Origin of the sequence: Corallococcus macrosporus DSM 14697, assembly GCF_002305895.1 — a bacterium.
GTDB classification, from domain to species: domain Bacteria; phylum Myxococcota; class Myxococcia; order Myxococcales; family Myxococcaceae; genus Myxococcus; species Myxococcus macrosporus.
Genome location: NZ_CP022203.1, coordinates 1071520 through 1083341 on the forward strand (window position 1 = coordinate 1071520; position 11822 = coordinate 1083341).

General features: G+C 73.5%; 8 protein-coding genes. 4 read left to right on the top strand and 4 right to left on the bottom strand.

All coding sequences use genetic code 11. The features are described 5' to 3' along the window. Positions 1-120: 120 nt before the first annotated feature. Positions 121-4494, top strand: coding sequence for an RCC1 domain-containing protein (locus MYMAC_RS04590; protein WP_095957192.1), 4374 nt, complete (start codon positions 121-123; stop codon positions 4492-4494). A gap of 196 nt (positions 4495-4690) precedes the next feature. On the opposite strand, the gene MYMAC_RS04595 is transcribed toward MYMAC_RS04590, so the two are convergent. The 4 genes from MYMAC_RS04595 to MYMAC_RS04610 all read right to left on the bottom strand — a co-directional run bounded on the left by MYMAC_RS04595 (position 4691) and on the right by MYMAC_RS04610 (position 7992). Then, positions 4691-5290 carry a hypothetical protein gene (locus MYMAC_RS04595; RefSeq protein WP_095957193.1) on the bottom strand — a complete coding sequence of 200 codons (600 nt, stop codon included), beginning with the start codon at positions 5288-5290 and terminating at the stop codon, positions 4691-4693. 141 nt (positions 5291-5431) lie between these two features. Further along, complete coding sequence (locus MYMAC_RS04600; protein ID WP_095957194.1) at positions 5432-6517, bottom strand: alpha/beta hydrolase-fold protein; 1086 nt, start codon at positions 6515-6517, stop codon at positions 5432-5434. Positions 6518-6526: 9 nt separating this feature from the next. Beyond that, positions 6527-7432, bottom strand: coding sequence for a TIGR01777 family oxidoreductase (locus MYMAC_RS04605; RefSeq protein WP_095957195.1), 906 nt, complete (start codon positions 7430-7432; stop codon positions 6527-6529). Further along, positions 7429-7992 carry a peroxiredoxin family protein gene (locus tag MYMAC_RS04610; protein ID WP_204817390.1) on the bottom strand — a complete coding sequence of 188 codons (564 nt, stop codon included), beginning with the start codon at positions 7990-7992 and terminating at the stop codon, positions 7429-7431. The genes MYMAC_RS04605 and MYMAC_RS04610 overlap by 4 nt, the downstream gene beginning before the upstream one ends. Before the next feature lie 114 nt (positions 7993-8106). On the opposite strand from MYMAC_RS04610, the gene MYMAC_RS04615 reads away from it, so the two are divergent. Genes MYMAC_RS04615 through MYMAC_RS04625 form a run of 3 tightly spaced genes read left to right on the top strand, consistent with a single transcriptional unit; the run spans position 8107 to position 11763 of the window. Next, positions 8107-9192: a polyprenyl synthetase family protein gene (locus MYMAC_RS04615; protein WP_095957197.1), complete on the top strand. Its 1086-nt coding sequence runs from the start codon at positions 8107-8109 to the stop codon at positions 9190-9192. Between the two features lie 7 nt (positions 9193-9199). Continuing rightward, the gene (locus MYMAC_RS04620) at positions 9200-10753 is read left to right on the top strand and encodes a phytoene desaturase family protein (protein ID WP_095957198.1); all 1554 of its coding nucleotides are present in this window, start codon (positions 9200-9202) and stop codon (positions 10751-10753) included. Then, the gene (locus MYMAC_RS04625; protein WP_095957199.1) at positions 10750-11763 is read left to right on the top strand and encodes a phytoene/squalene synthase family protein; all 1014 of its coding nucleotides are present in this window, start codon (positions 10750-10752) and stop codon (positions 11761-11763) included. Before MYMAC_RS04620 ends, MYMAC_RS04625 begins: the two co-directional genes overlap by 4 nt. The last annotated feature ends 59 nt before the right edge of the window (positions 11764-11822 follow it).

Below are 11822 nucleotides of genomic sequence, written 5' to 3' on the forward strand. Positions count from 1 at the left end.
CGATACAAGTAACAGCGTGTTGGCCGTATACACCGGCCTGCCGGAAAGCCACTGAAGGGTCGCCGCGCGTGTGACGGCGAACCGCCTGGCTGACGCGCATCCACCCCCGAGGAGACCCCCATGGCCCCTGACATGTTGGCGGGAACGCGCCGCCTGGTGACGTTCCTGGTGAGCGCCCTGTTGCTGGTTGCCTGCGAGCCCACAGGGGAGCTCGCCGCGCTTGAGCAGCCTCGCGCCGCGCGCACCCAGCGCATCACCGTCACGGCGCCGCCCATGCGCATCGCCGCGGGCTCGCAGCATTCGCTGTACGTGTCCCCCACAGGCACGGTGTGGGCGTGGGGTGGCAACACCTCGGGACAACTGGGGGGCGAGGCGACGCCTCTCCAGCGGCTGGCGCCCGCGCCGCTGCCTTCGCCGCGAGACATCGTGTCCGTGGTGTCCGGTGAGGCCCACTCGCTCGCGCTGGACGAGGCGGGCACGGTGTGGGCGTGGGGCGGCAACAGCTCCGGGCAGTTGGGGGATGGCACCACCACCGACCGCGTGACACCGATGCAGGTCGCCGGCCTGACGGACGTGGTGGCCGTGGCCGCGGGCGACTTCCACTCGCTGGCGCTGCGCGGCGACGGCACCGTGTGGGCCTGGGGCACCAACTTCCACGGGCAGCTCGGCCGGGGGCACACGGAGCCCGGCCTCACGCCCGAGCCCGTCCCCGGCCTGGAGGGCGTGGTGGCGCTCGCCGCCGGCTTCGACTTCACCCTGGCCGTGATGGATGACGGCACGGTGCGCGCGTGGGGCTCCAACAGCTCCGGGCAGCTCGGTGATGGCACCTTCACCCAGCGCCTGTCTCCGGTGGAGGTCGCCCACATCAGCGGCATCTCCGCCGTGGCGGCGGGCACCTACCACGCGCTGGCCCTGGGCAAGGACGGGGGCGTGTGGACGTGGGGCGCCAACAGCTCCGGGCAGCTCGGTGACGGCGCCTGGAGTGACCGCGCCGTGCCCGCGCGGGTGCCTGGGCTGGAGCGGGTGAAGGCCGTCGCGTCGATGGACGCGAGCTCGCTGGCGTTGCTCGAAGCGGGCAGCGTGCTCGCCTGGGGTGCCAATGGCTCTGGCCAGCTTGGCGACAGCGGCACGGACGACCGCGCCACGCCCGGCGAGGTGCCCGGGCTGAGGTCCGTGGCCGCGGTGGTGGGCGGCGCGCAGCACGCGCTGGCCCTGCGCGGGGACGGCACGCTCTGGGCCTGGGGCGGCGGCCTCGCGGGCCAGCTCGGCCATGGCGGCTCCGAGCGCCACGTGGTGCCGGCGCCGTTGCTGCGGCTGGCGGACGTGGCGTCGATGGCGACGGGCAGCTTCCACTCCCTGGCGGCGCTGGGAGACGGCTCCGTCTGGTCCTGGGGCCGCAACACCTACGGCCAGCTCGGGGATGGCACCACCGCCGAGCGCCACGCCGCGGTGCGCGTGGAGGGGCTCAGCGGCATCCGCGGCGTCGCCGCGTCCGGACACCACTCGCTCGCCGTGGGCACGGATGGGACGGTCTGGGCCTGGGGGCGCAACGCCGCCGGCCAGCTCGGGGATGGCTCCACCCGCGACCGCGCCCGGCCCGTCGTCGTGTCGGGCCTGACGTCGGTGGTGGCGGTGGCCACGGGCGGCAGCCACACGCTGGCGCTGCGCGGCGACGGCACCGTGTGGGCCTGGGGCTACAACGCGCTGGGGCAGCTTGGAGATGGCACGACGGTGGACCGGCTGACGCCGGTGCGCGTCGCCAGGCTGGACTCGGTGGTGGCGGTGGCGGCCGGGACGTACTTCTCCATGGCGCTGCGCAGCGACGGCACGGTGTGGGCGTGGGGCGAGGGCTTCGAGGGACAGGTGGGCGACGGGGGCGGCGTGCAGCGCCTGTTCCCGGTGCAGGTGGCGGGGCTGACGAACATCACCCGCGTGGCTGCGGGCTCCGCGCACGCGCTGGCCGTGCGCGGTGACGGCACGGTGTGGGCGTGGGGGGACAATGGCGAGGGACAGCTCGGCGACGGCACGTGGACCGACCGCTTCCGTCCCGTGCAGGTGCCGGGGCTGACGGGCATCACCGCCGTCAGCGGTGGCCGCTCCCACTCCATGGCGCTGCACGGCGACGGCACGGTGCGCGCGTGGGGTTACAACGGGTACGGGCAGCTCGGTGACGGCACCTTCACCTCGCGCGTGCGGCCAGCCGTCGTCCCCGGCCTGTCGGGCATCCAGGCGCTGCACCCCAGTCACCTGCACGTGCTCGCGCTGCACGCGGATGGGACGCTGCGCGGGTGGGGCTACAACCGCTTCGGCCAGTTGGGCCTGGGCGCCGCGGGCTGGAGCTCGCGCCCGGTGCAGGTGCAGGGCCTGGGCCGCGTGGACCGGCTGGCCGTCGGCCGCGCGCACGCCCTGATGGTCCGCGCGGATGGCGCCGTGCTGGCCTGGGGAGAGAACGCCTCCGGCCAGCTCGGAGATGGCACCACCACCCACCGCGCCGGGCCCGTGCGCGTCCGCGGCGTGCCCTGTGTCCGCTCCGTCGCCAGCGGCGTGCGGCACTCCCTGGCGCTGGCGTGTGACGGCTCCGTCTGGGCCTGGGGCGCGAACGGCCGGGGGCAACTGGGAGACGGCACCACGGCCTCGCGCGTGGTGCCGGCGCGGGTGGACGGGCTGCAGGGCGCCGTGGCGGTGGCGGCGGGCGGAGACGCGTCCCTGGCGCTGCTCGCGGATGGCACCGCGTGGGCCTGGGGCGCCAATGCCCACGGCCAACTGGGGGACGGCTCCACGGCGGACCGCGCCGTGCCGGGCCCGCTCAAGCTCCCCTCCAACATCATGTCCGTGGCGCTGGGCGAGACGCACGGCCTGGCGGCGGGCGAGGACGGGGCGCTGTGGGCCTGGGGCGCGAATGGCTCGGGTCAGCTTGGCGAGGGCAGCACCACGCCGAGCCCGACGCCGGTGCGCGTGAAGGGGCTGGAGGGCGTGGCCTCGGTGTCCGCGGGGCGCGCCTTCTCGCTGGCGGTGCGCCAGGACGGCACCGCGTGGGCCTGGGGCGCGAACCCGTCCGGACAGTTGGGGGATGGCACCAACCACTCGCAGTCCGTGCCCAAGCAGGTGACGTCCGTCAAGCGCGTCCGGGCCATGTCCGCGGGCGCGCACCACGTGGTGGCGCTGGGGGAGGACGGCGCGGTGTGGACGTGGGGCGACAACACGTTGGGGCAGCTCGGGGATGGCACGTCGGCGCCCACGTGGATGTGGCCCCGGCAGGTGCCGGAGCTGCGGGACGTGGAGGCGGTGGCCGCCGGTGAGCAGTTCTCCGTGGCCGTGCTCGTGGGCGGCGGCGCCCACGCCTGGGGCAGCAATGAGTACGGCCAGCTCGGCGATGGGAAGACGGGCCCGCGGCTGACGCCGGTGCAGGTGCGAATCGAGGCGTCCAAGCTTCGCCAGCCGGTGCGCACCGTGCGCGCCTGGGCGCAGCACGCGGTGGCGCTGATGGCGGATGGCACCGTGCAGGCCTGGGGTGACAACGCGCATGGCCAGCTCGGGGACGGCACCACCGAGCGCCGCGCCGCGCCCGTCGTGGTGCGCGGACTGACGGGCGTGGTGGCCGTGTCCACGGGCGCCTGGCACTCGCTGGCGCTGCGCAGCGACGGCACCGTGTGGGCGTGGGGGGCCAATGGCTTCGGCCAGCTCGGAGACGGGACGACGCTCTCCCGCACGACGCCCGTGCGGGTGGCCGGGCTCCAGCGGGTGGTGGCCATCGGCTCGGGGGGCTACCACGCGCTGGCGGTGCGCTCGGACGGCTCGGTGTGGGCGTGGGGCTACAACGCGTTCGGCCAGTTGGGGGACGGCACCGCGGAGTCCCGCCTCCTGCCCGTCCGCGTGGAGGGCCTGTCGAACGTGACGTCGGTGGCGGGCGGGGACCACCACTCGCTGGCGCTGCTGGCGGACGGCTCCCTGGCGGCGTGGGGCAACAATGCCTCCGGCCAGCTTGGAGACGGCACCGGCACCACCCGGTACTCGCGCGTGTGGGTGAAGGGCGTGGACGGCGTGGTGGAGGTGCGCGCGGGCGCGGCGCACACGCTGGCGCTGCGCGGCGACGGCGCCGTCTGGACGTGGGGCGACAACACGCACAGCCAGCTCGGAGCCGGCGACGACAGCACGCGGACGCGCATCGTGCCCCGGCCCGTGCCGGGCCTCGCCGGGGTGACGGCCATTGGCGCGGGGGCGCGGCACTCGTTCGCCGTGGGCCCCAAGGGCACCGTGTGGGCCTGGGGCCGCAACTCGCACGGGCAGCTCGGGCTGGGAGACAACGCGAACCGGGCCGAGCCCCTGCGCGTGAAGGAGCTGGCGGAGGTCTCCGTGGTGTCGGGCGGAGCGGACTTCTCGCTGGCCATGCAGCGGGACGGCACGGTGTCGAGCTGGGGCTCCAGCCTGCACGGCGCGCTGGGCCTGGGCACCGCGGGGCAGCGCTCGTCACCGGGGCAGGTGGCGCTGCCCTGACGCGGGCGGCCTCAGAGCGTCCTGCGGGCGGTCCGCAGCCGGACCCGGTACTTCTTGGCCGGCCGGGTCCGCGGCCGGGCCCGGTACGTGCCATGCGCGCGCCGGGCCGGGCGGGAGCGCCGGCTGATGCTCTTCCTGCGACCCGCGCCGGGGGTGCGTCGACGAGGAGCTCTCATGGGTGCATCCGTCGCGCGCGCTACGGCTTCACCGTGCCCGCGAGGGGACCCACCAGCTCGGAGCCAATCTGCCGCCACTCCTGCGCGTAGGCGCCGCGCGCGAACGAGCGCAGGTCCTCGAGCGTCACCGTGCCCCGGGTGATGGCGGTGTCCAGCGCGCGCACCACGGCGTTGCGGTGCGGCTGCTCGACGTAGGGGTTGCCTTCGCGGAACACCTCGCCGAAGAGCGACTCCAGCCGGCCGTCCTGCTTCAGGCGCTCCACGATGCGGGCCTGCGAGGCCGGCTCGTGCGCGTGCGCGTGCAGCATGGCGGAGGCGAGCCCGCCCTGGGCATCCGCCTGGTCCGGGAACTCGGAGAGCAGCTCCAGCTCCGCGTCGGCGCCCGCGATGGCGGTGGCGTCCAGGGACGGGGGCGGCGGGGCCGTCACGCCGCGCTGCGCGGGGCGCCGGTCCGGCTCGAAGTCGCTGCGGCCCTGGAAGGGCTGCACCGCGCGGTGGGCCTGGACGCCCTTCGCTCCCTGACTCGCGGTGCTGGACGCCGGCCGCTCCGGGCTGCTGGCGCGCTCAGGCGCCGGGCCCTTGGGAGAGGACGGACGGTTACCACCATCAATGCGGGACATGGGGGGCTCCAGGGATGGGGCCCGGCGCGGACAGCGCCCCGGGAATTCCCATGTAGGTTATCGGGCGCGGTACGGCGCCAGTTGCGTCCAGCCCCAAAGGTGGGTCCGCGAGGACGCCTCGGCACGGCGGGCCTGGCCGCGTCAGCGCCCGGAAAAACGTAGTGACTTCCCGTGCTTGGCGGGCAGGGGAGGGAAGTGCCGCTCCAGTCCGTGCACCAGGTCCTCCCGCCACGCCGGGTAGTTGTGGCCACCGCTGTACGCCCGGAGCTCCACCTGGTGCCCGGCTTCTGAGAGCACGGGAGCGAGGCGGCGGTTGCCCTCCAGCAAGCCCTCGAAGCGGCCGCAGTCCAGCCAGACGTCCAACGGGCGGCGAGGCGGCTGCCGCGCCAGGTCGAAGACGACGAAGTCATGGCCCTCCACCGTGAAGGCCCCGGATTGGGACAGCACCCGGCCGAAGACGTCCGGCATGCGCAGGCCGGTGTACAGCGCCATCAGCCCGCCCAGCGAGGCGCCCAGCACCGCGTGGGCACCGGGGCTTCGCCGCTCATCCACCAGCGACAGCTTCTGTCGCGCCAGCGGCAGCACCTTCCACTTCAAGAGCCCCACCGTGTACTCGCTGCACGCGTACTCCATGCTGCGCGTCTCGCCGCCGTTGCACACGAGCGCCAGCGCCACCGGGCGCATGCGGCCTTCGGCCACCAGGGTGTCCACCATCTCTGGCAGGCGGACGCGGCGCAGGTAGTCCTCGCCGTCGTACGCCACCAGCAGCGGCACCGGCGCGTCCGTGGGCGGCGCGTACAGGTACACCCGGCGCTGGCCCGGCAGGTCCACGTCCCCCGTGTCCACCACGTGCCGCGTGACGCGGCCCCGGGGCGCGCCGCGCGGATGCCGGGCGGGCAGCGTCGAGCGGGCCCGGGGCATGTGGAACGAATGGTTGATGCCGCCGAAGCCATTGTCGGACGGGTGGCGGTTGAGCGGGTCCTCCACGCGCCGTCCGCGCGGGTCCTCCAGCGCGTATTCGACGTAGGCGTCGGGCGGCAGCGTCAGCGCGCGGGTCCACAGCCCGGGCGCCACGCGCTTGAGGGGCAGCGGCTTGCCGCGCCAGTCCTGGAAGTCACCCTGGACGAAGACGGGGCCCCGGCCACGCCACACGAAGGTGGCGGTGTCCGGGTCGATGACGGGGGTGCCCTCGGCGCGGGCCCGCGCCTCCAGTGTCTTCGCGTCCATCCGCGCAACCTATGCCAGCAGGTCGCGCAGCGCTCCGTCCAACTCCGGGTGACGGAACACGAAGCCCGCCTCCTGGGCCCGCTGGGGCAGCACGCGCTGGCCCTCCAGCACCACCTTGGCCATCTCCCCCAGGGCCGCCTTGAGGACGAAGGCGGGCACCCGCACCATGGACGGCCGCCCCAGCACATGCCCCAGCAGGTGCGCGAAGTAGGCGTTCGTCACCGGCGTGGGCGCGGTGGCGTTCACCATGCCCTCCACCTGGGGGTGGGCCAGCAGGAACAGCAGCAGGTCCCTGGCGTCCTCGCGGTGCACCCAGCTCACGAACTGCTCGCCGCTGCCCACCGGGCCGCCCGCGCCCACGCGGAAGGGGGGCAGCATCTTGTGGAGCGCGCCGCCCTCCGGGTGCAGCACCACGCCCATGCGCACCACCGCCGTGGCGATGCCAGACTCGCGCGCCTGCATGGCCTCCGCCTCCCAGTCCACGCACACGCGGGCCAGGAAGTCGTCCCCCGGAGGGCACTCCTCCGTCAGGGGCTCCGCGCCGCGCGTGCCGCCGTAGTAGCCAATGGCCGACGCCGACAGGAACCGCTTCACCGTGCCCGCGCCACGCATCGCCGCCACCACCGCCCGCGTGCCCTGCACCCGGCTGTCATGGATGCGGCGCTTCCCCTCATGCGTCCAGCGCTGGGCCACCGGCTCGCCCGCCAGGTGGATGACGGCCTCCGCGTCCGCCAGCGCCTCGGGCGGCAGGGGCGCGCCGGCGTCGAAGGGCGCCCCCGTCACCCCGGCGGGCAGCCGGGCAAGCGCGTGTTCAACGCGCCGGGTCAGCACGTGGACCTGGTGTCCACCCTCCAACAAACCCTGGACAAGCCCTGGACCCAGGAAGCCGCTCGCGCCGGTGATGGCCACCTTCACGGGGTGGGCTCCTCGGGCGCGGGGGCGTTGAGGTCCACGCCCACCAGGCGGCTCAGGACGGCGAAGAAGGCCGTCAGCTCATCCGGCTTCATCCGCCCCGAGTGCTGGTAGACGAGGGCCCCCTTCTCATCCAGGAGCACGACGTTGGAGGTCTTCACCGGCAGCTTCCAGGGCGCCTTCCCCATCGTCCCGTCCATGTCCACCAGGATGGGCACGCCCACCTTCTTCTCCTCGTCCCGGACGAAGGACAGGGCGATCTGCCGGGCCGGGAAAAAGTCGAAGTTCTGAAGGTTTGCGACCGCCAGCACCCAGGCGGCGTCCAGAATCCCGCGCTCCTGTCCCCGGGCGAACAGCTCCTTCTTCAGGGTGGAGTTGAGCTTGGTCGAGTCCTTGTCCTCGTAGAACAGAATGACGGGTTTCCCGCGCCACTTGGAAAGTCGGACCTCCTTTCCCGCCGAGGTGCGTAACGTCGCGTCCACCGGCTCCGGGGCCGGTGCCGCGCCCAGGGCGCTTCCAGCGGCCAGGGACACGGAGAGCGCACCTGCGATCCACGCCTTCATGAGGGGACCTCTGTGTACAAGGTTATCGCAAACCTTAGACATACCCTTGACAAGCTCTGGACGCAAACGCTACCTCTAGGAATCAAAGGAACAGGACCTTCGGAGGAAAGAAGCATGGCACTCACGCTTCCCGATGCGCAGCCACCGACGGGCCTGCTTCCTTTGGAGCAAGCCTGGCTGCAGCTTGTCCAGGCGGAGGTGGAGACCTCGCTGGCGGAGCTGTTCGAGCTCCCCGACGAGGCCGGCCTGGACGTTCGTTGGACGCGGGCGCTGACGCAGGCCCGGGCCTACACCTTGCGGCCCGCCAAGCGGCTGCGCCCGGCGCTGGTGATGGCGGGGCACTGCCTGGCGCGAGGCAGCGCGGTGGTGCCCTCCGGCCTGTGGCGCTTCGCCGCGGGGTTGGAGCTGCTGCACACCTTCCTGCTCATCCACGACGACGTGGCGGATCAGGCGGAGCTGCGGCGGGGCGCCGCGTCCCTGCACCGGATGCTGGCGCCGGGGCGGGCGGGGGAGGACCTGGCGGTGGTGGTGGGGGACCACCTCTTCGCGCGCGCGCTGGAGGCCATGCTGGGCTCCGGCCTGCAGGGCGTGGCGGGCGTGGTGCAGTACTACCTGGGCGTGTGCCGCCACACCGCGGCGGGGCAGTACCTGGACCTGGACCTGGGGCGCGCGCGGCTTTCGGAGGTGACGCTCTTCCAGACGCTGCGCGTGGCGCATCTCAAGACGGCGCGCTATGGCTTCTGCGCCCCGCTGGTGTGCGGGGCCATGCTCGGCGGGGCCAGCAGGGGCCTGGTGGAGGGGTTGGAGCGCGTGGGCCGTCACGTCGGTCTTGCCTACCAGCTTCGGGACGATTTGCTGGGCCTTTTTGGTGATTCCAACGTGGCCGGCAAGGCCGCGGACGGGGACTTCCTCCAAGGCAAACGGACCTTTCCCGTGCTGGCCGCCCATGCCCGGGCCAGCGCGGCCGAGCGCGCGGAGCTGGAGGCCCTGTGGGCGCTGCCGGTGGAGCAGAAGGACGCGGCGGCGCTGGCCCGGGCCCGCGCGCTGGTGGAGTCCTGCGGCGGCCGGGCCGCGTGTGAGCGCATGGTGCTGCGGGCCTCCCGGGCCGCCCGCCGCTCGTTGCAGTCGCTGCCCAATCCCAACGGCGTGAGGGAGCTGCTCGACGCGCTCATCGCCCGGCTGGCCCACCGCGTGGCCTGAGGACGCCATGAGCGCATCGACACAGGGCCGGCGCGTCGTGGTGGTGGGCGCGGGCGTGGGCGGACTGGCCGCCGCCGCCCGGCTGGCGCACCAGGGCTTCGACGTCCAGGTCTTCGAGAAGACGCAGGGGCCGGGCGGGCGTTGCAATCGGCTGCAGGTGGACGGCTTCACGTGGGACCTGGGCCCCACCATCGTGCTGATGCCGGAGGTGTTCGAGGAGACCTTCCGCGCGCTGGGGCGCCGCATCGAGGACTACCTGACGCTGCTCAAGTGCGACCCGAACTATCGGGTGCACTTCCGGGACGGCTCGGACGTCACCTTCACGTCGGAGCTGTGCGCCATGGGCCGCGAGCTGGAGCGCGTGGAGCCCGGCAGCTACGCGCGCTACCTCGCCTTCCTGGCCCAGGGCCGCGTCCAGTACCGCACCAGCCTGGACCACCTGGTGGGCCGCAACTACGCGGGCCTGCGCGACTACCTCTCGCCGCGCGTGCTCGCGCGCATCTTCCAGGTGCGCGCCCACCGCCGCATGTACGGGGACGTCAGCCGCTTCTTCCAGGACGAGCGGCTGCGCGCGGCGATGACCTTCCAGACGATGTACCTGGGCGTGTCGCCCTATGCGTCCCCCGCGGTGTACGGCCTCTTGCCCTTCACCGAGCTGGGCGTGGGCATCTGGTTCCCCAAGGGCGGCCTGTACGCCATCCCCCTGGCGCTGGAGCGGCTGGCGCGCGAGGAGGGCGTGCGCATCCACTACGGCGCGCCCGTGGAGCGCATCCTCACCGACGGGAGCCGCACCCATGGCGTGCGGCTGGAGGGCGGCGAGGTGGTGGAGGCGGACGCGGTGCTGTGCAACGCGGACCTGCCCTACGCGTACGAGAAGCTGCTGGACCCGAAGGCGACGACGCTCAAGCGCAAGGAGAAGCTGCGCTACACGTCCAGCGGCTACCTGCTCTACCTGGGCATGAAGCGGCGCTACCCGGAGCTGTTGCACCACAACGTGGTGTTCGGCCGGGACTACAAGGGCTCCTTCGACGACATCTTCGAGCGCTTCCGCGTGCCGGAGGACCCGAGCTTCTACGTCAACGCGCCCACCCGCACCGACGCGTCCCTGGCGCCCGAGGGCAAGGACGCGCTCTACGTGCTCGTGCCGGTGCCGCACCAGCACCCGGGCCTGGACTGGAAGGTGGAGGGCCCCAAGGTGCGGGCGAAGTTCTTCGCGCGCATGGCGGAGCTGGGCTTCCCGTCGCTGGAGTCGGACATCGAGGTGGAGCGCGTCTTCACCCCGGATGACTGGGCCGGCACCTTCAACCTGGCGCGCGGCAGCGCCTTTGGCCTGTCCCAGAACTTCACGCAGATTGGCCCCTTCCGCCCGTCCAACCAGGACGCGCGGGTGAAGAACCTCTTCTTCGTCGGGGCCTCCACGCAGCCGGGCACGGGGCTGCCCACGGTGCTCATCTCCGCGCGGCTGGTGACGGAGCGGCTGATGACGTGGGCCCAGGCGCAAGGCGTGTCGCTGGCTCCCCGCGCGCCGGGGACGGCGCCGCTGGAAGGGGTGGCGGCATGAGCGCGCCCGTCGCCGACAGCGCGCTGGTGGAGCGCGGCTATGCGCTGGCGAAGCAGGTGACGCGCCACCACGCCAAGAGCTTCTTCTTCGCCTCGTACCTGCTCTTCGGCCTGCGGCGGAAGGCGGCCTTCGCGCTGTATGCCTTCTGCCGGCGCCTGGATGACATGGTGGACGGGGACGACGCGGCCAGCGCGGCGGAGGCGCTGCCGGTGCGCCTGGCGCGGGCGCGGCAGCGCGTGGCGGAGCTGTACCTGCCCATGCCGGAGCTGGCCTCGCGCGAGCTGGGCCCGCCCGCGGACCGGGTGAAGGGCAGCGACGCGGCCACGCCGTGGGACGCGGGCGAGTTCGCCGCGCTGGAGCACACGGTGCGCCACTTCCGGATTCCGGAGCAGCCCTTCCAGGACCTCATCTCCGGCATGGAGATGGATTTGACGAAGCACCGCTACACCACCTGGGCGGAGCTGGACCTGTACTGCTACCGCGTGGCCGGCGTGGTGGGGCTGATGCTGACGCCGGTGCTGGGGTGCTCGGACGCGGCGGCGGTGGAGCCCGCGGCCGACCTGGGCCGGGCCATGCAGCTCACCAACATCCTGCGCGACGTGCGCGAGGACCTGGAGCGCGGCCGGGTGTACCTGCCCGCCGAGGAGCTGGCCGCCTTCGGGCTGTCGGAGGAGGACCTGCGGCGCGGGCAGGTGGACGCGCGCTGGCGGTCCTTCATGCGCTTCCAGGTGGAGCGCTCGCGGGCGTACTACGCGCGAGCGGCGGCCGGGGTGCGCTACCTGACGGGCTTCGGCAGCCAGCGGATGGTGCGGCTGATGGGCGCCATCTACGGCGACATCCTGCGCGACATCGAAGCGCGCGACTACGACGTGTTCAGCGGCCGGGCCCACACGACGCCGCGTCGCAAGCTCGCGCTGGCCGCCGCGGCCATGGTGCGGCCCGCCGCGGTGCTGCCCGTGCCTCGCGGCGAGGTGCGGATGCCCCTGCTGCCCACCGGGACGGGAGGGTGAGGGCGTCATGCGCGGCGAAGGAATGAAGGCGGGGCCTCGGCGGCGCAACGGAGGTGGGG